This window comes from Aeromonas allosaccharophila, from assembly GCF_000819685.1.
Classification (GTDB): domain Bacteria; phylum Pseudomonadota; class Gammaproteobacteria; order Enterobacterales; family Aeromonadaceae; genus Aeromonas; species Aeromonas allosaccharophila.
The window spans coordinates 19406-43247 of record NZ_CDBR01000043.1 but is presented as its reverse complement, the minus strand read 5'-3'; the positions used below and the strand labels follow the sequence as shown (position 1 = coordinate 43247).

Sequence of the window (23842 nt, the reverse complement as noted above, 5' to 3'; positions counted from 1 at the left end):
TCCGCTATCCGCTATCCGCTTGCGATGGCAACCCACTTTTATTCCGTTCGGGAGGGGATAGAGGGGCGATAAGTCGGTGGGATATGGGAGGGCGGGTAAAGATTGGATATAAGCAGGTGTCCGGGTCTTAGTTGACCACAACAGTTTATGGTGCGCTGGGTTGTCGATAGTGTGGTGGCTGCGGAAATTAAAAGGGCCACCGCTCGGTGGCCCATCGGTGGAGTCTGATCCTGACTCCGGCACTCTAGATTGTGGCAATCTCGCTATGGGTCTTGTCTATGGTGCCCTCCTTGCGCGCCAGGCGCTTACTCAGATATGCCAGTGCTGATGCCGCAAAGCCTTGAAACTGTGTTGAGGCAGCAAGGCCGCGTGCTTGGGGTACTCACTAATGAAATGTTCTATTCCCTCCATCAGTTGTGCACGTAATGAAATCACGGGCTCATGCCAGGCTTGCAGGCATAAATGACCGGGGATCAACTGCTCCTGATAATCTTCCAGCAGCTGCTCTGGCCAAGGTTCAATACCGGAATTGCGTTGCAGTAAATAGTGGGCGGCGGGTTCACGGGCATAAATGAACTGAATTTGGGCCAGATCGCGTTGGCATAGCGTTTGACTGTTGATGTGACAGGTCAAATATTTTCCCGTTTTCAGATCCAGAAAGTGACCGCGTTGCCGACAGGGAACGATGCGATACCAAGGCAGGGGTGAGGATAGAGAATACCCCTCAAGCTCCTGTTCCAACCAGTGGCGACACTCGGGTGTCTGCACCTCGTCGAGCATGGACTCGAGCTGTGTCAACAAGGCTCTGGATGGTTTGATGGCCAGTTTCGCACTCATCGCCTGCAATCCTCCCTCTGCACACAATCCCGACTATCAGTATGGACCTTGTTCGGCCAGAGGGGTAAGGAATCTAATGATTAAAAGTGGATTAGCCGCGTGGTTTTTATGCACTAACTTGGTTCAACCCACCAGATAGGTACCGGTGCCGAAGGCGATGTGGGTGCCCTCTTCGTTGTGCAGCTCCATCCGGGCGACGGCGACCTTGCTGCCAGCCCGGATGATGTGTGCGGTGGCGATAAACTCGTTGCCGCGCCCCGGACGCAGGTAATCCACCCGCAGATCGATAGTGCCTAGGCGGGCGAAGCGCTCCTTGAGATAGCTGGGGGAGAACTCCTCCAGCTCGTCGATGCAGGAGGCTGCGACGATCATGCCGCCCGCTACATCGAGCAGCGTGGCGGTGACGCCGCCGTGCAGGATGTTGTGGAAAGGGTTGCCGATCAGCTTGTCGTCCATCTTGATGCGCAGTTCCACCTTGTCGAAGTCGTAGTGGGTCACCTGCATGCCAATCAGCTTGTTGAACGGCATCTTCTCGGTAAACAGGTTGGCAATGCCACTGAGCGCCATCTTCTTGAGCATCTGTTTCATTCTCTGATCCCAATCCTTGTCATCAAAGCCGAGTAAAAACTCCAGCCAGTCTGCAACAGTTTCTTAACAGTCGCAATGGCAGGTTTATTGTGGGCGGCGGCTGCTTTAGAATGGCGACCCCAAAGGAGAGCCCATGACCGCGATTGCCGAAACCCTGCCAGATCCTCAGCCAGAGAGTCCGCTTGCCTTGCTGCAGGCGGTCTTCGGCTATCAGCAGTTTCGGCCGGGGCAGCTCGAGATCATCGAGCAGATCGTCGCGGGGCGCGATGCGCTGGTGCTCAAGCCCACCGGCGGCGGCAAGTCGCTCTGCTACCAGATCCCGGCGCTGCTGCGGCCCGGGCTCGGTGTGGTGGTCTCTCCCCTTATTTCGCTGATGAAGGATCAGGTCGACAGTCTGCGCGCCAACGGTGTGGCGGCGGTTTATATCAACTCGGCCCTCAGTCGGGAGGAGATGATCCAGAACTTCGCCGCCATGCGTCGCGGCGAGATCAAGCTGGTCTATGTCTCCCCCGAGCGCTTGCTGCAGCACGAGTTTATGGACCGGCTGGCCGAGCTGCCGCTCGGGCTGTTTGCCATCGATGAGGCGCACTGTGTCTCCCAGTGGGGCCACGATTTTCGGCCTGAGTATGCGGCGCTGGGGCGACTCAAGCAGTGGTTTCCGCAGGTGCCGGTGGTGGCGCTCACCGCCACCGCCGACGAAGCGACCCGCAGCGACATGCTGCACCGGCTCGAGCTGAACGATCCCTTTATTCATACCGCCAGCTTCGACCGCCCCAATATCCGCTACAGCCTGGTGGAGAAATTCAAGGCAGCGGAACAGCTGTTGCGTTACGTGCAGAGCCAGAAAGGCAACTGCGGCATCGTCTACTGCTCCAGCCGCAACCGGGTGGAGGAGGTGGCCGAGCGGCTATCCCGCCACGGTTGCAAGGCGGCGCCCTATCATGCGGGGCTGCCGCTCGAGCAGCGCCAGCAGACCCAGGATGCCTTTCTCAAGGATGATGTCGAGATCGTGGTGGCAACGGTGGCGTTTGGCATGGGCATCGACAAGCCCAACGTGCGCTTCGTGGTGCACTACGACATTCCGAAGAACATCGAATCCTACTATCAGGAGACCGGCCGTGCCGGGCGCGATGGCACCCCCGCCGAGGCGCTGCTGCTTTACGATCCTGCCGATATCGGCCGGGTGCGCCGTCTGCTCGACAACATCGAGAATCCCCAGCAGTTGCAGGTGGAACAGTACAAGCTCAACGTGATGGCGGCCTTCGCCGAGGCGCAGACCTGCCGCCGTCAGGTGCTGCTCAATTACTTTGGCGAATACAACGACAAGCCGTGCGGCAACTGCGATATCTGTCTCGATCCGCCCAAGAGCTATGACGGTACCGAAGATGCCCAGAAGGCGCTCTCATGCGTCTGGCGGGTGGGGCAGGCCTTCGGGGTGGGTTATGTGGTGGAGGTGCTGCGCGGCTCGCTCAACCAGCGCATCAAGGATCACGGCCACGACAAGCTCTCGACCTATGGCATCGGCAAGGATCAGAGCCACGAATACTGGATGAGCGTGATCCGCCAGCTGATCCACAAGGGGCTGCTGACCCAGAACATCACCCGCAATCTGGTGCTACAGCTGACCGAAGCGGCCCGCCCCGTGCTGCGTGGCGAGGTGAAGCTGGAGTTGGCGGTGCCCCGCCTGCAGCCTATCTCCAGCCGCAAGGAGAAGCGCAACGGCCTGCTCGACAACGCCAACTACGACAAGCGGTTGTTCAAGGAGCTGCGCGGTCTGCGCAAGCAGATTGCCGAGGACGAAGAGGTGCCGCCCTACGTGGTGTTCAACGATGCGACCCTGGTGGAGATGGCACAGCTGATGCCGATGACCGAAGACGAGATGCTGGCTATCAACGGTGTCGGTCACCGCAAGCTGGAGCGCTTTGGCGAAGCCTTTATGGATCTGATCATCGACTACTGCCGTCGTTAGGGTCGATTAGGCTGCCTAATCGACCACGGTAAGCGTGGCTCGGAAGAACCTAGGGTCAGACGCGAGGTTATTTCAGGCTGGCGTAGAAGGCCGCCAGATTGTCGATATCCGCCTCGGTCAGCGGCGCCATGAAGGGATCCATCAAGGGCTCTTTGCGAGTGCCATCCTTGAACGCTTTCAACTGTTTCACCAGATAGGCGGCATTCTGACCCGCCAGATGGGGGTAGTTGGGGATCATCGCCTTGCCTTCCACGCCGTGACAGGCGGCACAGACCGCCGCCTTGGCTTTGCCGGCTTCGATATCGGCAGCCTTGGCCTGATGACCCCACGCCAGTGCCAGCAAGGGCAGGGCATATACCCATTTTTGCATCTTCTTCTCCTTGAATTGAAAAATGATGGTTGCCAGTGAGCACAAGCGTGGCTGACGGCAGTATAAAGAGTGACACGAGCATACGCAGGGACGAATGGCACAACCATGAAGCTGATCAACACTTTTGCGACCGAGTTGCCCTGGGCCTGTGAACTCGTGGTCCCCCAGCCGCTGCAGCAACCCCGGTTGCTTCATCTCAACCGGGCTTTGCTGGCCGAGTTGGGGCTGGGAGGCGTCAGAGAGGCTGACTGGATTGCCTGCTGTGGCGAGGGAAAAGTGCTGCCCGGCATGCAGCCGGTGGCGCAGGTCTATGCAGGTCATCAGTTCGGGGGCTACAGCCCCCGGCTTGGGGATGGTCGGGCGCTGCTATTGGGTGAGCAGCTGGCGCCGGATGGCAGCCGCTGGGATCTCCATCTGAAGGGGGCGGGTAAAACGCCGTTCTCCCGTTTTGGCGATGGCCGTGCCGTGCTGCGCTCCAGCATTCGCGAGTATCTCGCCTCCGAAGCGCTCCATGCCCTCGGCATCCCCACCACCCGGGCGCTGGTGCTGGTGGGGAGTCAGGAGCCCGTTTACCGCGAGCAGGCGGAGACGGGGGCGACTGTGCTGCGTACCGCTCCCAGCCATCTGCGCTTCGGTCATATCGAGTATTTCGCCTGGAGCGGGCAGGGGGAGAAGATCCCGCCGCTCATCGAGTATCTGCTGCGTCACCATTTCCCCGAGCTGGAGAGTGGCGCCGAACTGTTTGCCGAGGTGGTGCGTCGCACCGCGCGGCTGATTGCCAAATGGCAGGCGGCGGGCTTCTGTCACGGGGTGATGAACACCGACAACATGTCGCTGCTCGGCTTGACGCTGGATTACGGCCCCTATGGCTTTATCGATGCCTACGTGCCCGATTTTGTCTGCAACCACTCGGATCCGGCGGGTCGTTACGCGCTGGATCAGCAGCCCGCGGTCGGTTACTGGAATCTGCAAAAGCTGGCGCAGGCGCTGGCGGGGCATGTCGCCGGTGATGCGCTGGCTGCGGCGCTGGCCCAGTACGAACAGCAGCTGATGTTGCACTACTCCGAACTGATGCGGGCCAAACTCGGGCTGGCGGTGTGGGAGGAGGATGACCCTGCGCTGTTCCGCGAGCTGTTCCGGCTGCTGGCGGCTAACAAGGTCGATTACCACCTGTTCCTGCGTCGTCTCGGTGAAGTGACGCAAGAGGGAGCGTGGCCCGCGTCTCTGCTGGCCCTGTTGCCTGATCCGCGGGGTTGGCAGGCGTGGCTGGAGCGCTATCGGACGCGGTTGGTGCGCGAAGGAAGCGTGGATGCCGTGCGCAAGGCGCAGATGGATGCCATCAATCCCAAGTATGTGCTGCGCAATGCGCTGGCCCAGCAGGTGATCGATGCCGCCGATGCAGGGGATATGCAGCCGTTCGAGCGGTTGTTCACCGCCATGCAGCGCCCCTATGATGAACACCCCGAATATGAGGATCTCGCCACCCCGGCGCCGGCATGGTATTGCGGTGGCGAGCTATCCTGCAGTAGCTGAGAGACAGGGAATGAGCTGGCAGATCAAACAGATAGATAACGAAGCCGCCGTGGTGACGCTGGATTGCCCTGCGCTCGACTGGGACACGTTTCCGGTGTTGGCGCAGGCCTTGCTGCAAGAGTGGGAGTTGCTGCCGCTCGAGCAGGATGTGGGGGCCGACCGCCACAGCTGGCTGCTGGCGTTTGAAGGGAGCCAGTTCCGGCTGGAGTATGAACACTACAGCGGTTGCTGGCTGGAGGCGTTACGCCCGGCGGAGCGGGAGGTGTTGCTCTGGCTCGCCAGGCAACACAAGGAGTAACCATCGCCCGCGAGGCCTGCTCTGTGGCTGGCCAATCCGGGTGCGTATCATCGCATAAAGATTGAACTATCGATTTGGGGGCGTATAATCTCGCCCCTCGATTATCGCCAATGGTGGCGGTATGGGTTCCCTAACCCCATTAACCAAAAAGGTCACAAGATGAATCTGACCCCCGCGCAGTACCAAACGGCGCTTGTTCGCCTGTCGTTGTTCCACATTCTGATCATTGCCAGCAGCAACTATCTGGTGCAGCTGCCGATCACCGTGTTTGGCTTCCATACCACCTGGGGTGCGTTTAGCTTCCCGTTTATCTTCCTGGCCACTGACCTGACGGTGCGGATCTTCGGTGCCGGTCTGGCGCGCAAGATTATCCAGACCGTGATGCTGCCTGCGCTGGCGGTCTCCTATGCGCTCTCCGTGCTCTTCTTCGAAGGGAGCTTCCAGGGTGTTGGCAATCTGGCCGAGTTCAATCTGTTCGTGGCACGCATCGCGCTGGCCAGCTTTATGGCCTATCTGGTGGGTCAGTTCATGGATGTGGTGGTGTTCAACCGGCTGCGACTGATGAAAGCCTGGTGGGTTGCTCCGGCGGCATCCACCCTGTTCGGTAATCTGGTCGATACCATCGCCTTCTTCAGTGTGGCCTTCTGGCGCACCACAGATCCCTTCATGGCGGAACACTGGGTCGAGATCGCAACCGTCGATTACGTATTCAAGTTGCTGATAAGCCTTGGTTTGTTCGTGCCGCTCTACGGCGTCTTGCTGCGTTACCTCAGCCGCAAGCTGGTGGGCGAGGCCGGATTATCCAGCCTGCAGACGGCCACCCGACAAGCCTGATGAAATTGACCACCCTTCGCGGTGGTCAATTTTTTTGCACTTTCTGCAAATAGCGCTTGCCTAGTTAAATGAGAATGATTATTGTTAACTTGTTTTCCGGGAAAGACTTCATTCGTTCCAACGTGATGGACTTCTTGTGAAGGCACGACATTGCTCACATTGCTTCCAGTTAAGGGCCAGTTTATCTGGCCCTCTTTTTTTGTCTTTTTTCAGCAAATTGCAGCCATAAAAAACGGGAGCCAAGGCTCCCGTCGTCACTCTGTCTGTGGCTTACTCGATATCGAGAGCCTCGGGGGAGAGGATCACCCCTGTGGTATCGGCGTAGAGGTGGTCGTCAGGCAGGAAAGTCACGCCACCGAAGTTGACCGGCAGATCGGTCTCCCCTACATCCTTGCTGTCGGCACCGACCGGAATGGCTGCTAGCGCCTGAATGCCGATATCCAGATCTTCCAGAATATCGACCTCGCGGACGCAACCGTAGCAGACAATCCCTTCCCAATCGTTCTCGGCCGCCGTGGTGGCGATGTCGCTGTCGATCAGGGCGCGGCGCATGGAGCCACCGCCATCGATCAGCAACACGCGCCCCAGTCCGTTCTCTTTGACGAGTTCACGGATCAGGCCATTCGATTCGAAGCATTTGACTGTGGTGATGACGCCGCCGAAAGAGGCGCGGCCGCCGAAGGAGCAGAGCATGGGTTCGAGTACATCCACCATGTCCTGATAGATGTCGCACAATTCTGAAGTGTTGTATTCCATAGTGTCAAATCCACGGCTGGAAACAGGTGCAACCAGTATAAGGAGTGGGTGTGGCATTTCAATGAATATTCCTTGCACAGATCACCCGTCGCCGCTTTTCTGCATAAGCTCAATGCAGTCCATTGCCTGGTTTGCGAGAGGTCCATCGTGCTTATACGCCATAAATTGATCCTGAATACCGTGCTGGTGGCGATTGCCATGCTGGTACTGAGTGGCCTGTTTCTCTACTCCAGTCAGGTCAGTCGTCATCTGGCCGATGCCCAGCGCAATGTGGATCAGTTGGAGATCGCCATGCTCAATCTGCGGCGTGCCGAGAAGGATTTTGTGATCCGCAAGGAGATGACCTTCGTCGATCAGTTCAATAAAGTGCTGGCGAGTTTCCATACGCTCAACCGCACTCTGAGTGCCGATGACAATATCAGCGTGGTGCATGGTGAGCTGACCCGGCTGGATCAGCAGATGGGGGCCTATGGCAGCGCCTTCAGCGCCCTGGTCGCTCAGCAGCAGAAGATAGGGCTGGGGCCGGAAGATGGTCTCTATGGCAAATTGCGGGCCGCAGTGCATGAGGTGGAAGATGGCCTCAAGCAGCTGGATCAGCAGGGGCTGCTCATCACCATGCTGCAACTGCGGCGGGCGGAGAAGGACTTTATGCTGCGCTCCGACATCCAGTATCTGGATCGCTTCGAGACCTTGCACAAGAGCTTTCAGGATAGCCTTGCCGCTCTGCCGGAGGCGGATCGCGGCAAGCTGGAGCAGGCCAGCAAGCAATACCGGCAGGATTTTGTCGCCCTGGTGCAGGGAATGCAGGTGCTGGGTCTGAAAGAGGGTGAAGGGTTGCGCAACCAGATGCGGGATCTGGTGCATCAAACCGAACAGGGGTTTGCGACCGTCGACCAACACATTGTCGATGAACTGGAGCGGCAGACCGCTCGCCTCAACAGCTTGATGCTGGTCTGTGGCGGGGTGATTATCGTGCTGATCGGCATCATGAGTGTACTGCTCGGCCGCAGCATCGACCGCCCCATTACCCGGGTGAACGAGACGGTAAATCGCATTCGTCAGGATAATGACCTGCGGCTGAAAATCGAGTTGCAGGGGGCTGATGAAATGGCCCAGCTGGCGGGTAATCTGGACGTGATGCTGGGCGGGTTCCGCACCCTGATCGGCGATGTGAAGCAGAGTGTTCATACCCTGACGGAGGCAGCCGATCACCTCTCGGCCAACGTCCAGCGCACCAGCGAGGGGGCGGCGCGCCAGTTGCAGGAGACCGACATGGTGGCGACCGCCTCCACCGAGATGGGATCCACCATCGAAGAGATCGCCCGCAATACCGAACAGGCCGCCAACAATGCCCAGACCACCAACAACAAGGCGATGGAGGGGCGCACCGCAGTCGAAAATACGGTCAGCCAGATCCGCTCGCTGGCGGGCAATCTGGAAAGCTCGTCCAGGGAGGTGGGGCAACTGCAAAAAGAGAGCGAGACCATCGGCTCAGTGCTGGATGTGATCCGTGGCATTGCCGAGCAGACCAACCTGCTGGCGCTCAATGCGGCTATCGAAGCGGCGCGGGCGGGGGATCAGGGTCGTGGTTTTGCGGTGGTGGCCGACGAAGTGCGCAGCCTCGCCATTCGCACCCAGAAATCGACCCAGGAGATCGCCGGCATCATCAGCTCCCTGCAAAAGCAGACCGGCAGCATCGTCGAGATGATGGCGACCTGCCGTGAGCAGGGCAACCGCAGCTCGGAGCAGGCCAGTACCGCAGGGGAGCTGTTGGGGCAGATCACCCAGGATGTCACCCACATCATGGACATGAGCACCCAGATCGCGGCGGCCATCGAGCAGCAGAGTCTGGTGGCCAACGAGGTGAACCGCAACGTCAACAACATCCGCGACATCGCTCAGGAGTCCAGCACCATGGCGGAGGAAAATGCCAAATCCAGTGATGGGCTCAACAAGCAGGCGCAACTGTTGAATCAGGCGGTGGCGAAATACCGGGTTTAGTGACCGGACTGACATCTTTGCGAGGTTTTCACATCAGAGTGGCAATGATTTGATCGTAATGGCTGTTATTGGGGGCATTCGCTCATATAATCGCCGCCACTATGATGATTCGGAAGGATTCGATGGCAAAGTTGCTGGTGGCCGTATTCGGGCTGTTCTGCACCTGTCTGGTGCTGGCAGGCCCGGCACCCCAGGCCACCCCACTCAAGCCAGGCATGGAGCCGCTGCTCAGCTGGTTCAACGGGGCCTTTACGAGCCGGGAGCAGGCCAGTTACGACAGCCGCTTTACCAGTGCCGAGCTGCGGCTGATGGAGATCTGGCCCGGCTATCAGGGCTACCGCTGGGTCTATGCCGAACAGTACCTGAGCCTGCGCTCCATCCGCCCGTTCCGCCAGCGCATCTACCGCTTCTCCCCCGCCCCTGACGGACGGATCCTGATGGCCGAACTGACCATGCCCCGGGCCACCGATTTTGCCGGCGCCTGGCACGATCCCTCCCTGCTCGACAGCCTGACCCCGCAGCAGCTCTCCTTGCGCCACGGTTGCGAGATCTGGCTGACCCGCACCCCGTCCGGCGAGTATGCCGGTCATACCCGGGTGGGCCACTGCTCCACCGATTTTGGTGGTGCCAGTACTCTGGTGCAGCATATCTGGATTGGCCCCGACAGCGTCAGATTGCTGGATCGTGCCTATGACAACGAAGGACGGTCGCGTTGGGGCAGTCCGGGTGAGGGGTATGTCTATTTGCGTCGTTCCAGAGGATTTGGCCAGTAGGCGTGAATGCGTCTGGCTGCGGGAACGTGAAGGAAGAAAAACAGGGATCGTAAAAAAGGCGCCCGATGGGCGCCTTTTTCAGAATTCTTCAGAAGTAAAATTACTTCTTGGTGGTCATCGCACCGAAACGCTTGTTGAACTTGTCTACGCGGCCGCCGCTAGAAACTTCTTTCTGCTTGCCGGTGTAGAACGGGTGGCACTCGGAGCACACGTCCAGGTTCAGATCTTTACCGATGGTAGAGAAAGTGTTGATGACGTTACCGCAAGAGCACTTGGCGGTGATGGCTACGTAGTCAGGATGGATACCAGCTTTCATGGACAACCTCAATTAATAGGCCGTGTCGCCATCCGATCTCTCGTCGGACACCACACGATTGTTGAACACAGTTTCAAAGGCTGCGAATAATATAGGAAATGCCTGAGATCAGGCAAGTGGCTTCGCAGAAAAAATAGGCAACCCCTGGTGAATTCTTCCCAAACGCTGGATCTGGTTCGTGTCGCTGTCCCGGTACCGTTACGCCGTCACTTCGACTATCTCTCTCCCCTGCCGTTACCTGCCCCCGGTTGCCGGGTCGAGATCCCTTTCGGCCCCCAGACCCTGGTCGGGCTGGTGGTGGAGCATCCGGCCGACAGTCAGGTGCCGCGCAACAAGCTCAAGCCCATCAAGCGGGTACTCGATGCGACGCCGGTGCTGGGGCCGGATATTCTGGCGCTGATGAACTGGAGCGCCAGCTACTACCAGCATCCGCTGGGGGAGGTGTTGCCTCACGCCCTGCCGGTGCTGGTGCGCAAGGGGGAGCCAGCCGCCTATCGGGAGCTGGAGTTCTGGTTTGCCACCGAGGCGGGGATGGCCATCGACCTCAACGAGCTCAAGCGGGCTGCCAAGCAGCAGCAGGCCCTTGCCTTGCTGCGCAAGGGGCCGCAGACCCCCTCCGCCCTCAAGCAGGAGGAGATCCAGAGCGCCGCACTCACAGCGCTGGAGAAGAAGGGCTTGCTGGAGAAGCGCTCGCTGGAGCCAAGCCATGACGGCGACTGGGCATCTCGTTTCGAGCCGGGAGAGGGGCTGCGTCTCAATGGTGAGCAGGCGCTGGCCGTCTCTGCCGTCACCAGCCAGAGCGACAAGTTCGGTGCCTTCCTGCTCGATGGCATCACCGGTTCCGGCAAGACCGAGGTCTACCTGAGCATCCTCGAGCCGTTGCTCAAGGCGGGCAAGCAGGCGCTGGTGATGGTGCCGGAGATCGGTCTTACCCCGCAGACCATCAACCGCTTCCGCCGCCGTTTCAACGTGCCGGTGGTGGCGATGAACTCCGCCATGAACGATCGGGAGCGGCTCGATGCCTGGCTCGCCTGCCGGGATGGCGGCGCCGCCATCCTGATCGGCACCCGCTCTGCGGTGTTCACCCCGTTTCACAACCTCGGCATCATCATCATCGACGAAGAGCACGACGGCTCCTTCAAGCAGCAGGACGGTTTTCGCTACCACGCGCGGGATCTGGCGGTGATGCGGGCCCATCGCGCAGGTATTCCCATCCTGCTCGGCTCGGCCACTCCGTCGCTGGAGACGCTGCACAACGCCCGCACTGGCAAGTATCACCATCTCACCCTGACTCGCCGTGCCGGTAACGCCCAGACTGCCCGTCAGGTGATCCTCGATATCAAGAACGTGCGGTTGCAGGCCGGGCTCTCCCCCCAGCTGGAGCAGCTGATGGCGGAACATCTGGCGGCGGGTAATCAGGTGATGCTGTTTCTCAACCGCCGTGGCTATGCCCCGGCCCTTATCTGCCACCAGTGCGGCTGGAGCGCTGCTTGTGAGCGGTGTGATGCCTGGTACACCTGGCATCAGGCTGGGCGACGACTGCATTGTCACCACTGCGACAGCGTGCGCCCGCTGCCCCATCACTGCCCCGAGTGCGGCAGCAACGAGCTGATTGGCTCCGGGGTGGGCACCGAGCAACTGGAGCAGTTGCTCACCACAGTTTTTCCGCAATATTCCGTAGTGCGCATCGATCGGGACAACACCCGCCGCAAGGGGGAGCTGGAGACCCATCTCGGCGACATCAAGGCGGGCAAGTACAAGATCCTGATCGGCACCCAGATGCTGGCCAAGGGTCACCACTTTCCGGATGTGACGCTAGTGGGCCTGCTGGATGTGGATGGCGCCCTGTTCAGCGCCGATTTTCGCGCCGCCGAGAAGCTGGCCCAGCTCTACACCCAGGTGGCGGGCCGCGCCGGGCGCGCCAGCAAGCCGGGGCTGGTAGTGTTGCAGAGCCACCATCCGGAACATGCCCTGCTGCAGGATCTGACCCAGAATGGTTACGGCCACTTCGCCGATACGGCGTTGAAAGAGCGCCGCCTGCTGGGGCTGCCGCCCTTCAGCTATCAGGGGCTGTTTCGGGCTGAGGCCAACGGCCGTGACGAGGTGCAGCTATTCCTCGCCCGCCTCGCCGATACCCTGCGCAGCGCCCGTTATCCCCATGTTCAGGTGCTGGGGCCCATCAGCGGCTTTATGGAGCGCAAGGCGGGCAAGTTCCGTATGCAGTTGCTGGTGCAGGGGCCGAACCGGGCACCGCTGGCCCAGCTGCTGGATTGGGCGGTGACGGAGCTGGAAGGCTGGCCGGAGACCAAAAAGGTGCGCTGGAGTCTGGATATCGACCCTACCGAACTGAGTTGATGGCGCCGGAGCCGGTCGCTGGCTGTGCTCGTCAGCGACCGGTGGGTGATTCCGTTTTAGGGCTCAGACCCGCAGATCGATCTGCTGTACCCAGCCCCCCTTACCCTGTTCGGTGAGATAGAGGCCTGACTGGCGCAGCACTCCCTGAGTGCCGCTCTCCCCCAGATGGGTGAAGGGGGTGTCGAGAGGGTGCAGCAGGATGGCGCCGATCCCCAGCTCCACCAGAGCGATGGGGGCGTGCTCCGGGTGCCAGAACTGCAGCGCCGAGAACTGGCTATCCCGCGCGTCCAGCACCCCGTTGCCATCCTCATCCAGCGTCGCCAGTTCGCCGAAGCCATTGCCGGAGCGGGCACCAAACAGCTCGCCCCCATCGTCTATGGTGCCGTTGCCATTGCGATCCAGCGCTACAAAGCCGCGCCCTTCCCGCAGACCCGGCAGGCTATCCTCCTTGCCATCCTGATCGATATCGAAAGTGACCCGTGCCTCGGTCAGATCGGCAATCTTGCCATCCAGACTGAGCACCAGCGGATCCTTGAGGGCATTGAGGGTGGTGCGCCGCTGGCTCACCTCCAGCTGACGCCAGTCGAGGACAAAGCCGAGATCGAGCTGAATAGTCTGACCATCCTGAGTCGCTACGCTGGCTGACGCCACCACGTTGAGCTGCTCCTGTTGCAGCAGGGTGTCTGTCACCTCCACCAGTTGATCCGGCTCGGCGGCCTGAGCTGCGGCTTCTCCTTGGGTCACCCCTTCGCTCCCCTCTTCGGTGGGCTTGATCGGCTTGGGCAGCTCGATTTCGTGGCCCAGCATCGCTTCAATCATCAGCTTGATCAGCCGCTGGCGGTTATCCAGCCCATCGTCGGGAATGCCATCCTGCTCTTTGCCGACTTCCGCGGCGGGCGGGGTGGGAGGTGTTGTCGCTTGCTGGCTGGCGGCAGATTGCCTCGCGGCTTGCAGCGTCAGGGCGCTGGCGAGAGTCAGGGTGCTGCGGCGTTCGCCTGCCGCTGCCGTGCTGTTGCCTTCCGGTGGATTGACGGCGGGTGGCACGGGCCCGAGGTTGCGCACCTTACGGCTCTGGGCCTGTTGCTGCCGGTATTGCACCTCCCCCTGGAGGTCGTAGTGATCGATGCGCATACGTTCGCCCTCGGCGCTATACATCTGGTCAGTTATCGACCAGGTAGTGCACAAGGCTTAACACCAAATCGGACTAATCAGGGAGGTGGTTAGTACTAGGTTGCAAGGTGGCGGCGTGGCAGGATGATGGGCATGCGGGTGCTGGCCCGTTTGCCCAAGCGCAGGGCGCAACATGTGAAGAGGAAGAGAGGATGAGAAATTGTCTGGTGATGGGGGCTGCGGGCTACATAGGTTCCTATCTGGTGCCCCACCTGCAAACCCTGGGCTACAGGGTGATTGCCGGGGCGCGCCGTCCCTGCCGCTTGCCGGAGGGGGTGGAGTTTCGCCTCGCCGACAGCCTCAAGCCCATCACCCTGCTGCCTGCGCTGGCCGGTATCGATACCGTGTTCTATCTGGTACACGCCATGGGGGCGGGGGCCGATTTTCACCGGCTGGAGCAGCAAGGGGTGAAGAACTTCGCCGCCGCTGCCCGCGCCGCCGGGGTACGCCGCATCATCTATCTCGGGGCAATCCAGCCCGAGCAGTGCAACAGCCGCCATCTCAACTCCCGCCGCCACTGTGGCGAGCTGTTTCGTGACTCTGGCGTGCCGACGGTGGAGCTGCGCGCCGGCATCATCATCGGGCCCGGCTCGGCGGCGTTCGAGGTGATGCGGGATCTGGTGTTCAACTTGCCGATGATGGTGACGCCGAAATGGGTGCGCTCGCGCACGCCCCCCATCGCGCTCTCCAACCTGCTGTACTATCTGGGCGGGCTGGTGGAGGCTGATGAGGTGGATGGCCGCATCTTCAATGCGGTTGGCCCCGAGCTGCTCAGCTACCAACAGCAGTTGCAGAAGTTCGCCGCCCATATCGGCAAGCGCTGCCCGATTATTCCCATCCCGTTTCTGAGCCCGCGTCTCTCCGCCTGGTGGCTGCAGTTCGTCACCTCGGTGCCGCAGCCGGTGGCCAAGGCGCTTGTGGGCGGTCTCAAGCACGATATTCCGGCCGATGACGGCCCGCTGCGGGCCCTGCTGCCGCAGACCCTGCTCAGCTTCGACGAGGCGCTGGCGGAGAGTCTGGCGCTGGAGCAGAAGCTGGGGGCCGAGCAGCAGGGGCAGGAGACACCGCTTGGCCTGCGCTGGCGCCATCCCGAATATGGCTTCTATGACCGCACCGCCAGCGGCGAGGCGATCTGTCTCGCCTCGCCCGAGGTGGTGTGGCAGGTGTTGCAGCAGCTGGGGGGGGAGAAGCGTTACTTCTACATGAACGAGCTGTGGGTGGTACGCGAATGGATGGATCACCTGATTGGCGGCCCGGCCCGCACCCGTGGCCGCACCAATCCCGATCGCTTCGTGAAGGGGGATATGCTCGACTCCTGGCAGATCCTCGGGGTGGATGAGGGGCGCAGGCTCGATCTGCTGTTCAACATGAAAGCCCCCGGCGTCGGGCGGCTGGAGTTCAACATCCTGCCGGAGGAGTCTGGCCTGACCCGCATCCGGTTGACTGCCCACTGGCATCCGCAGGGCGCCTGGGGGCTGGCTTACTGGCTCGCCATGCTGCCGTTCCACCTCTTCATCTTTCAGGGGATGACCGAGGCGATCGCCAAAGAGGCAGAGGCGAGGGCCGGTATCCCCGTCATGGATTGAACGGGGCGGTCTGACCGTCCCCGTTGCCACACTTTCGCCGTTCACACCACAGCAAGGGGCGCCTTACCAGGGCGCCTTTTATGCCGATTTTATGCATAGTCAGCAAGACTCGTTCGAGGTGAAATCTTCGTTTTCGCCCGATATGGGTGTGCGTCTTGTCGCAAAGACTGGCATCATGCCCTGCTATTTATGCAGTTCAGGTGTGTGACTAATTAATAAAGAAGGGATTATGAAGAAAAAACCGTCAATTTTGGGGGGCGCCTGCATCATCGCCAGCGTCTGCGTGGGAGCCGGTATGCTCGGTCTGCCGAGTTCGGGGGCGGGGGCCTGGACCCTCTGGTCGGTGCTGGCACTGACCGTCACCATGGTGATGATGACGCTCTCCGGCTGGATGCTGCTGGAATCTTTCCAGCACCACGACATGCGGGTCTCCTTCAATACCGTGACCCGCGAGCTGCTGGGGGAGAAGCTCAATCTCCTCAACAACCTCTCGGTCTACTTTGTTGGCGGCATTCTGCTCTACGCCTATATCACCTCCTCCGGTGCCATTTTGCAGGGGGTACTGGGGATCGACAGCAAGCTCGCCTCGGTGCTGTTCGTGGCGCTCTTCTCGCTGGTGGTGTGGCACTCGACCCGCGCCGTTGACCGCATCTCTGTGGTGCTGATCGCCTTCATGATCCTCAGCTTCGCCCTCGGTGTGGCCGGTCTGCTCGGCAATATCAAGCTGCCGACCCTGCTCGATCTGGCGGGCAGCGAAAACCGCTACGCCCCCTATGCCATGGCGATGCTGCCGGTGGCGCTCACCTCGTTCGGCTATCATCACTCGGTTGCCTCCCTGCGCGCCTACTACCAAAACGAGCAGCAGGCCAGATGGGCCATTCTGGGGGGAACCCTGATCGCGCTGGCGCTCTACGTGCTCTGGCTGCTGGGGATCTTTGGCAACCTGCCCCGTCAGGATTTTGCTCCGGTGATTGCCAAGGGAGGTGACGTGAGCGTGCTGCTCTCCGCCCTTTCCGGGGTAATTGAATCGGAGAAGGTGGCCAGCGCCATCAACGGCTTCTCCATGGCGGCCATCCTCTCCTCCTTTATCGGGGTAGGGCTCGGGGTGTTCGACTATCTGGCGGATCTGTTCAAGTTCGACAACAGCCGTGCCGGTCGCAGCAAGACCTGGGCGGTCACCTTCCTGCCGCCGCTGGTGCTTTCGCTGCTCTTCCCGTTCGGCTTCCTGCTGGCCATCGGCTATGCCGGTGCCGCCGCCACCATCTGGACCTGCATCATCCCGGCACTGCTGGTGCTGCGCACCCGGGCACGGGCCGAGCGGGGCGAGGTGACCCCCCACTTCGTCACCCCCGGTGGCAAGCTGATGGCCTGGCTGCTGATCCTGTTCGGATTGGCGACCGCGCTGTTCCACTTCCTGTCGATGGCAAATCTGTTGCCGGTCTATCTGGGCAACTGAGTCAGGTCTACAGCACTGACAGAAAGGGCGGCAAGGCCAACTTGCCGCCCTTTTTGCGCCATTTTTACCCCACATAGCAGGATCTATAACTAAAGTGGTAGGTATGGGTGGGGTAAGGTGCTGAAATAACTGGTCTGATCTGGCTGATGGCAGCATGATCTGCTGGGCATGCCCACCGCTTTCTTTTATGATCCCCGCCCTTCTGCGTGCCCCCTGTCGGCACCTCATTTGCACCAACCACATCGGGGTCCCCCATGTCCGATCTGCGTCAAGAAGCACTCGATTACCACGCCCAGCCCGTACCGGGCAAAATTGCCATCGCCCTGACCAAGCCTGCCGAAACCGCCCGCGATCTGGCGCTGGCCTACAGCCCGGGTGTTGCCGAGCCGGTGCGGGAGATCGCCGCCAACCCGGCCGATGCCTACCGCTATACCGGCAAGGGCAATCTGGTGGCCGTCATCTCCAACGGCACCGCCATTCTGGGTCTGGGCAATCTGGGGCCGCTCGCCTCCAAGCCTGTGATGGAAGGCAAGGCCCTGCTGTTCAAGCGCTTCGCCGGCATCGACGCCATCGACATCGAGGTGAAGCACGAGACCAGCCAGCAGTTTATCGACACGGTGGCGGCTATCGCCGATACCTTCGGAGGCATCAATCTGGAAGATATCAAGGCGCCGGAATGTTTCGAGATTGAAGAGGCGCTGATCGCACGCTGCGACATTCCGGTGTTCCACGATGACCAGCACGGCACCGCTATCGTCACCGCCGCCGGTCTGCTCAATGCGCTGGAAGTGCAGGGCAAGCTCATCAGCGACAGCCGCATCGTCTGTATGGGGGCGGGGGCTGCTGCCACAGCCTGCATGGATCTGCTGATCAAGTGTGGCGCCAGGGCGCACAACATCTTCATGCTGGATCGTCAGGGGGTGATTCACACCGGCCGCAGCGATCTCAACAAGTACAAGCAGCGTTTCGCCAACGATACCCCGCTGCGCACCCTGATGGATGTCATCGAAGGGGCGGACGTGTTTGTCGGCGTCTCCGGCCCGGATGTGCTGCCCGCCGAAGCGGTCGCGCGGATGGCGCCGAACCCGGTGATCTTCGCCTGCTCCAACCCGGACCCGGAGATCAAACCGGCGCTGGCCCACGGGGTACGCAGCGACCTCATCATGGGTACCGGTCGTTCCGACTACCCGAACCAGATCAACAACGTGCTCTGCTTCCCCTTCATCTTCCGTGGCGCCCTCGATGCCCGCGCCAGCCGCATCAACGATGCCATGAAGATCGCCGCGGTCGAGGCGATCCGCGGTCTGGTGAAGGAGCCGGTGCCGGCCGAGGTGCTGACCGCCGCCGGGGTGAGCGCGCTCACCTTCGGCAAGGATTACGTCATTCCCAAGCCGATGGATGCCCGCCTGCTGCCACGGGTCGCCCGCGCCGTGGCGCTGGCGGCGGTGGCCTCCGGCGTTGCTCGCACCGAGCTGCCCGCGGACTACATGCTGTAATCCGGCGTTGCAAACGGCCCCTTTATCGGGGCCGTTTTTGTTGCTGCATTCCGTGATGGCCCAAGGCGCAGCCTGTACGGAAAATGGGCGGACATGGCGGCAATCTTGGCTCAAAGGTGGTCAAACAGCGCTCCCCTCTGACACAATGTCTGCATGACGACGCTTACGAGAATCAAGATGCAGCAGCAAATCAGCGGCCGTTTGGCCCACGCCCTCTCCTTTGTGCGCCATGATGGTCGCCACTTCGCCCAGTTTGTCTGGGGCCGTTTCCAGCAGGACAGATTGACGGTCACCGCCGGTTATCTGGCCTATGTCACCCTGCTCTCGCTGGTGCCGATGATCGCCGTGGTGTTTGGCATGATGTCCGCGTTTCCGGTGTTCCAGAGCCTCAAGCAGGAGATGGAACAGTTCGTCTACCACAACTTCGTGCCGACCGCCGGAGACATGCTCAAGGAGTACATCGACGGCTTCGTCGCCAATGCCACCAACACCACGGCGGTGGGGATCGGGGCGCTGGTGGTGGTGGCGCTGATGCTGATCTCCGCCATCGACAAGAACCTCAACTACATCTGGCGCTCGACCCAGAGCCGCCCGCTGGCGCAGGCGTTTGCCATGTACTGGATGATCCTGACCCTGGGGCCCGTGCTGATCGGAGCCAGCATCGCCATCTCCTCCTACATCTTCTCGCTGCGGCTGTTTGGCGCCGAGAGCCTGTTCGGTATCGGTTATCTGCTGCTGCGCGGTTTGCCGTTCCTCTTCTCGGTGCTCACCTTCCTGCTGGTCTATACCGTGGTGCCCAACTGCAAGGTGCGGCTGATCCACGCCTTTATCGGCGCGCTGGTGGCGGCGACCCTGTTCGAGCTGGCCAAGCGCGGCTTTGCCATCTACATCACCAACTTCCCCTCCTATCAGGCCATCTATGGCGCGTTGGCGACCATTCCGATCCTGTTTGTCTGGGTTTATCTCAGTTGGTTGGTGGTGCTGCTTGGCGCCGAGACCACGGCTTGTCTCGGCGAATATGAGAAACCGGTCAGTGAAGAGCTGGGTTAAGCCATCGCCTTGGCCAGCGGTTTATTGGTAGCATCGACGACCGCCCCTGTGAGGGGGCGGTCGTTCTGTTTTGAGAGGAGAGGGATGTGATTGCATTGATTCAGCGGGTCAGCGAGGCCAGCGTGACCGTCGAGGGCGAAGTGACCGGCGCCATCGGTCAGGGGCTGCTGGTGCTGCTCGGGGTGGAGCAGGGGGATGATGAGGCCAAGGCCGACAAGCTGCTGCACAAGGTGAGCGGCTATCGAGTCTTCAGTGACGAGAACGGCAAGATGAACCTCAATGTCAGCCAGATCGGCGGCAGTCTGCTGGTGGTATCCCAGTTTACCCTGGCGGCCGACACCAAGAGCGGGATGCGCCCGAGCTTCTCCTGCGGTGCCCACCCGAGCGAGGCCGAGCGGCTCTATGACTACTTCGTGGCGAAGGCTTCAGCCAGCGGCATCCCGACTGCAACCGGGCGTTTTGCCGCCGACATGAAGGTGGCGCTGGTCAATGACGGTCCGGTCACCTTCTGGCTACAGGTCTGAGGATGCCTGATCCCGCGGTATGACGTGGACGATCACGTTGATAAGCCCAGCGACCGGATAGGGGGTGGCGGGGCCAATCCACTGTTCTATCAGTGTCAGGGCGTGGGTTAGCTCAAGTTCGGTGCGCGGCAGCAGGTTGATGACCAGAGTGCCGCAGAGGCGGGGAGCCAGCGTCCGGTAGAGCCGCTCCTGAAACAACAGCAGCGGGTTGCCATCCTGACTGAAAAGATCGAGCAGGATGAGGTCGTACTGCTGCTCGCTCTGCTCCAGAAAGGCGAGGGCATCGGCCTGATGGAGTGTCGGAACGGCTTGCCCATCGTGTGCCTGATGCTGGAAAAACTGCTGATAAACGGTCAGCACCTCTTCGTCGAGGTCGACGCACTCGTGGCGGGCATCGGGCCAGCGCTGGCTCAGATGGCGGGTGAGATCGCCACCTCCCAGCCCCAGCTCGAGTATCTGTTTGGCCTGCTCGGGCAGCAGACAGGCAATGACCCGTTGATGGGGCAGACAGAGGGCGGCGGGGTTGACGAGCGACATGGCGGATTGCACCACGCCGTCTATCTCCAGCCAGCGATGGTGGCTATTTTCCTGTACCGTGAGGCGGCGCTGGGGTTTGACGCTGAGGTGTAACAAGTGATCGGCTTGGTACGCTTGCAGATTGAAGTCCATGAATTTGCACGGCAAGATGGTTTCCGACCAGTGTAACTCAAGGATGAAACTATGTACCGGGTAGTCACCCCCCAAACGGCAGCCGAGCCGGGTACTTACTGCAAGCTGCGCTGGAAACGTCTGTGTAAGCCCTTCCATCTGCCAGTTGGCGCAAACTCAAGGATGAAACTATGTATCGGGTAGTCACCCCTCAGACAGCCGCCGAGCTGGATGCCTACTACCAGTTGCGCTGGGAACTTCTGCGTAAACCCTTCAATCTGCCGGTCGGTTCCGAGCGGGACGAATACGATACGGTCGCCATTCACCGGCTGATGCTGGCACCCGATGGCACTCCCATCGCGGTGGGCCGCCTCTTTATCGGCGGTGACGAGGCACAGATCCGCTTTATGGCGCTGCGCCCCGAATATCGCGGGCAGGGGCTGGGCGCCAAAATGGAGGAGGATCTCGAGCAGCTGGCCCGCAGCGAGAAGGTGAAACGGCTGGTGATGAACGCCCGTCAGGAGGCGGTGGAGTTCTATCGCAAGTGCGGTTTTCTCGAAGTGGGGGGCGGCCCCGTCTCCTTTGGCCGGATTCCCCATCGCCAGATGATCAAATCCCTGAGCCCGTTGCAGACCATCCAGTATCGGCCGGAGTGGTGTCAGGATCTCACCACCCGCTGGTCGCGCGGGGTGCCCATCAGCGAGAAGATGGGGATGCACATCAGCCACTACGACGGCCAGACCTTCCATCTCAAGGCCAATCTGGCTGCCAACTTTAACGTGCATGGCAGCATGTTTGCCGGCAGTGTCTACAGCCAATGCGTGCTGGCGGGCTGGGGGCTGATCTGGCTGCAACTTAAAGAGGAGGGGCTGGTGGGCGAGCCGGTGCTGGCCGAGAGCACCATCAAATATCATGGCCCGGTGGATGAAGAGCCGGAGGCGCGGGTGGCCCGCGAGGGGATGCCCGCAGTGTTGCAGCCGCTGAAACGGGGTGAACCTGCCACTTTCAGCCTCAATATCCAGTTGTTCAGTGGCGGCAAGCTGGCGGCCGAGTTCTGTGGTCACTATGTGGTGCAGCCGCCCCGCCGTCCGGGCCAGTAATCGCGTCGTATCCCCATCAAACAACAAGGCCTCGTCATGAGGCCTTGTCTGTTTTTACCCTTGCTGGCTGTCGCTTGTCTGCCCGGCTTGGGTCTGCACTTGGGCTTGGGTTTGAGCTTTCGGCGCGGGAGCAGGTCGCCAGAGCGGGGCACTGTTGCCTTGTGGCGGATAGCGTACTCCTACCTCCCAGCCGCAGGCGTCCTGCTTCTGCGGGAAGCTCCATGCCAGCGTGGGGGCCGTCAGCGGTCCGCGCCACTGGCCGAGCAGCTCGGCACAGCGGTTGCCGTTGAGCACCCCCAGATCGAGCTGCCACTGCTCGTTGACCAGATCGATCCCCCCTTGCAGCGCCAGCAGATGGGTGATGGTGGAGGCGCCAGCCTGCTCGATCTGCAGTTGCCCCTTGTCGATCTTGCCCTGCAGCTTGATGCGGTAGAAGGGGGTGTCACCCTCCTGCATCGCCTGCCACAGCTGATCTGGCGTCAGGACGGGCGGGGTCGCCCCCTTGAACCACTCATCCAGCAGTGGATCTATTTTCACCTTGTCCCAGAACGGCTCGTCGGCATCGAGGGCAAAGCTGCCCTGCAGGGTCTGGCGCCACTCGCCCGCCGCCTTGCCGTGTTCGGCTTGCAGGTCGGCGCTCACGTCCGCCTTGCCAGCGAAGGAGACCGGGGAGTGAAGTATCTTGCCCCACTGCACCAGATCGAGCTTGGTTGCCTGCAGTTGCAGGCGGCTGCTCTGGCCCAGTTCGCGGCCCCATTGTCCACTCAGGTTGAGGGTGCCCTCATCCGGCAGCGAGCTGGTGAGCTTGCCCAGCTGCCACGAGCTGGGGGTGAGTTCGCCATCCAGTTCGCCGTTGCGGGCGCTGAGGCCATCCCACACCAGCTCGAACCACTTGCTCTCGATGCGGGCACGGCCAAGCAGCGGGCCGGGCTGATTATCGCGCAGGGCGAGATCGCTCAGATAGAGCTGCCAGCCGGTCAGCGACAGGGGCAGGGTATCGTCGAAGGAGAGCACCTTGAGCTTGTCGAACGCCAGCTTGCGGATATCCACCTGCTGCGGGCGCCAGCTCTGCCAATCCTGCCACCACCCCTGCGGCAGGCTGATATCCATGCCGCTCAGGGTCATATCCTTGAGGGTCAGCTTCTGCTGCTGGGTGTCGAGGGCCAGATCCAGAGTGAATGCCCCCTCGTAGGCTTTGCCCTGCAGCTCTGCATCGATCTGCTGGGGCGAGAAGGCGAGCTTGCCCTTGATCTCCTCCAGCTGGAACAGGCCGCGGCCCATGTCGCCCAGGGTGCCGGTCAGATAGCCGGTGGGCTGGTTGCCCGCCTGCCAGTTGAAGGCGGTGAGCTGGCCGCTGAAGTTGTTGAAGGAGAGCTCCTGATTGATGTCGTTGAGGCTGACACCGTCCAGCTGGCCGCGATCCAGCGACACGCTTTGCAACGGGAAGCGTTGCGGGAAGCCTTGCTGTGTCAGATCACCCAGCTCCACCCGCAGGCCGCGTGCCTTGAGGTCGTGCAGTTGCAGGGTACGGGCGGGCCAGTCGAGCACCATGCCGGTCTCCAGCAGACCGTCGAACAGGTTGGTCACCAGCTTGTCGGTGCGCAGCACTTCCCCCTCCAGCCGTCCTTGCAGGTTGAGGCGGACGAAGGTGAATTGCGGGGTCTCCAGCTGGCCGATATTGAGGCTCAGGTTGGCCTGTGGCTGCCGTTTCGGGTCGATCAGCTCCCAGTCGCTCAGGGTGGCATTGAGTCCGCGCAGGATCAGCTCGGGGCTCTCCAGGCTGAGCCGGTCGATGGTGCTGTCGCTGATGGTGAGGGAGTGCACCGGCAGGCTCGGCAACTGGTTGGGCAGCGGCAGCTTGATGGCGGGGCGGATCAGATCGAGGTGGGCGATGCGCACGTCGCGGCTCAGCCAGTCGATGCTCTCGATCTCCAGATAGATCTTGTCGAGGGAGACCGCATCGCCGTAGCGCACCTGCTCCGCCAGCAGGGTGTAGGGGTGAAGAGGATTGAACACCAGCCGCCCTATGGTGACCGGCACGCCGGTCTGCTGGCTGATCCAGTTGGCGATGGGGCCTTTGGCGCGCTCGGCGTCGAACAGGCCGAGGGCAACCCAGACAAACAGCAGCAGGAAGGCGAAGGTGTAGAGCAGGCCGCGTAGCCAGGAATTCATGAGTGCTTTC

At 61.2% G+C, this 23842-nt stretch carries 21 protein-coding genes; 13 read left to right on the top strand and 8 right to left on the bottom strand.

The window, feature by feature from the left end; translation table 11 throughout:
- Positions 1-309: 309 nt before the first annotated feature.
- Both BN1115_RS09370 and BN1115_RS09365 read right to left on the bottom strand, forming a co-directional pair.
- Positions 310-837, bottom strand: a complete 528-nt coding sequence (locus BN1115_RS09370; RefSeq protein WP_005356927.1) for an AbiTii domain-containing protein — start codon at positions 835-837, stop codon at positions 310-312.
- Positions 838-960: 123 nt separating this feature from the next.
- Positions 961-1425, bottom strand: coding sequence for a thioesterase family protein (locus BN1115_RS09365; protein WP_042656936.1), 465 nt, complete (start codon positions 1423-1425; stop codon positions 961-963).
- A 133-nt stretch (positions 1426-1558) separates the two neighbouring features.
- Here BN1115_RS09365 and recQ point away from each other — a divergent pair, with 133 nt between their 5' ends.
- Complete coding sequence (gene recQ / locus BN1115_RS09360) at positions 1559-3394, top strand: ATP-dependent DNA helicase RecQ (protein WP_042656935.1); 1836 nt, start codon at positions 1559-1561, stop codon at positions 3392-3394.
- A 67-nt stretch (positions 3395-3461) separates the two neighbouring features.
- Here the strand turns inward: recQ and BN1115_RS09355 are convergent, their stop codons facing one another.
- Positions 3462-3764 carry a c-type cytochrome gene (locus tag BN1115_RS09355; RefSeq protein WP_042656934.1) on the bottom strand — a complete coding sequence of 101 codons (303 nt, stop codon included), beginning with the start codon at positions 3762-3764 and terminating at the stop codon, positions 3462-3464.
- A gap of 105 nt (positions 3765-3869) precedes the next feature.
- Here BN1115_RS09355 and BN1115_RS09350 point away from each other — a divergent pair, with 105 nt between their 5' ends.
- From BN1115_RS09350 to BN1115_RS09340, 3 genes are all read left to right on the top strand, one after another.
- Positions 3870-5297 (top strand): protein adenylyltransferase SelO, encoded by a 1428-nt coding sequence (locus BN1115_RS09350; protein ID WP_042656933.1) that lies wholly within the window; start codon positions 3870-3872, stop codon positions 5295-5297.
- A gap of 10 nt (positions 5298-5307) precedes the next feature.
- Complete coding sequence (locus BN1115_RS09345; RefSeq protein ID WP_042656932.1) at positions 5308-5595, top strand: DUF3630 family protein; 288 nt, start codon at positions 5308-5310, stop codon at positions 5593-5595.
- Between the two features lie 159 nt (positions 5596-5754).
- Positions 5755-6429 (top strand): 7-cyano-7-deazaguanine/7-aminomethyl-7-deazaguanine transporter, encoded by a 675-nt coding sequence (locus BN1115_RS09340; protein WP_042059239.1) that lies wholly within the window; start codon positions 5755-5757, stop codon positions 6427-6429.
- A 270-nt stretch (positions 6430-6699) separates the two neighbouring features.
- Here the strand turns inward: BN1115_RS09340 and rraA are convergent, their stop codons facing one another.
- On the bottom strand, positions 6700-7185 hold the full coding sequence (gene rraA / locus BN1115_RS09335) for a ribonuclease E activity regulator RraA (RefSeq protein ID WP_005340678.1): 486 nt from the start codon (positions 7183-7185) through the stop codon (positions 6700-6702).
- Positions 7186-7332: 147 nt separating this feature from the next.
- Here rraA and BN1115_RS09330 point away from each other — a divergent pair, with 147 nt between their 5' ends.
- Together BN1115_RS09330 and BN1115_RS09325 are read left to right on the top strand one after the other, a co-directional pair.
- Positions 7333-9186, top strand: coding sequence for a methyl-accepting chemotaxis protein (locus BN1115_RS09330; RefSeq protein WP_042656931.1), 1854 nt, complete (start codon positions 7333-7335; stop codon positions 9184-9186).
- 122 nt (positions 9187-9308) lie between these two features.
- Positions 9309-9959 carry a chromophore lyase CpcT/CpeT gene (locus tag BN1115_RS09325; protein ID WP_042656930.1) on the top strand — a complete coding sequence of 217 codons (651 nt, stop codon included), beginning with the start codon at positions 9309-9311 and terminating at the stop codon, positions 9957-9959.
- Between the two features lie 100 nt (positions 9960-10059).
- Here BN1115_RS09325 and rpmE read toward each other — a convergent pair whose 3' ends face one another.
- Positions 10060-10275, bottom strand: a complete 216-nt coding sequence (gene rpmE, locus BN1115_RS09320; protein WP_005340673.1) for a 50S ribosomal protein L31 — start codon at positions 10273-10275, stop codon at positions 10060-10062.
- A 147-nt stretch (positions 10276-10422) separates the two neighbouring features.
- Between rpmE and priA the strand changes: the two genes are divergently transcribed.
- Positions 10423-12630: a primosomal protein N' gene (priA, locus tag BN1115_RS09315; protein ID WP_042656929.1), complete on the top strand. Its 2208-nt coding sequence runs from the start codon at positions 10423-10425 to the stop codon at positions 12628-12630.
- Between the two features lie 63 nt (positions 12631-12693).
- Here priA and BN1115_RS09310 read toward each other — a convergent pair whose 3' ends face one another.
- Complete coding sequence (locus BN1115_RS09310) at positions 12694-13785, bottom strand: hypothetical protein (protein WP_042656928.1); 1092 nt, start codon at positions 13783-13785, stop codon at positions 12694-12696.
- A 167-nt stretch (positions 13786-13952) separates the two neighbouring features.
- Here BN1115_RS09310 and BN1115_RS09305 point away from each other — a divergent pair, with 167 nt between their 5' ends.
- The 5 genes from BN1115_RS09305 (at position 13953) to dtd (ending at position 19912) form a co-directional block, all read left to right on the top strand.
- Positions 13953-15386, top strand: a complete 1434-nt coding sequence (locus BN1115_RS09305) for a DUF2867 domain-containing protein (protein ID WP_042656927.1) — start codon at positions 13953-13955, stop codon at positions 15384-15386.
- A gap of 229 nt (positions 15387-15615) precedes the next feature.
- Positions 15616-16842: an aromatic amino acid transporter gene (locus tag BN1115_RS09300; protein ID WP_042656926.1), complete on the top strand. Its 1227-nt coding sequence runs from the start codon at positions 15616-15618 to the stop codon at positions 16840-16842.
- 254 nt (positions 16843-17096) lie between these two features.
- Positions 17097-18338: a malic enzyme-like NAD(P)-binding protein gene (locus BN1115_RS09295; RefSeq protein ID WP_042656925.1), complete on the top strand. Its 1242-nt coding sequence runs from the start codon at positions 17097-17099 to the stop codon at positions 18336-18338.
- 177 nt (positions 18339-18515) lie between these two features.
- Complete coding sequence (locus tag BN1115_RS09290) at positions 18516-19388, top strand: virulence factor BrkB family protein (protein WP_042656924.1); 873 nt, start codon at positions 18516-18518, stop codon at positions 19386-19388.
- An 86-nt stretch (positions 19389-19474) separates the two neighbouring features.
- Positions 19475-19912 (top strand): D-aminoacyl-tRNA deacylase, encoded by a 438-nt coding sequence (gene dtd / locus BN1115_RS09285; protein WP_042656923.1) that lies wholly within the window; start codon positions 19475-19477, stop codon positions 19910-19912.
- Here the strand turns inward: dtd and BN1115_RS09280 are convergent.
- Positions 19901-20581, bottom strand: coding sequence for a spermidine synthase (locus BN1115_RS09280; protein WP_042656937.1), 681 nt, complete (start codon positions 20579-20581; stop codon positions 19901-19903). The genes dtd and BN1115_RS09280 overlap by 12 nt on opposite strands.
- A gap of 170 nt (positions 20582-20751) precedes the next feature.
- Here BN1115_RS09280 and BN1115_RS09275 point away from each other — a divergent pair, with 170 nt between their 5' ends.
- Complete coding sequence (locus BN1115_RS09275; RefSeq protein WP_042656922.1) at positions 20752-21660, top strand: bifunctional GNAT family N-acetyltransferase/hotdog fold thioesterase; 909 nt, start codon at positions 20752-20754, stop codon at positions 21658-21660.
- 54 nt (positions 21661-21714) lie between these two features.
- Here the strand turns inward: BN1115_RS09275 and BN1115_RS09270 are convergent, their stop codons facing one another.
- Entirely contained in the window at positions 21715-23832 is a 2118-nt protein-coding gene (locus BN1115_RS09270) for an AsmA family protein (RefSeq protein ID WP_042656921.1), read from the bottom strand.
- Between the last annotated feature and the right edge of the window lie 10 nt (positions 23833-23842).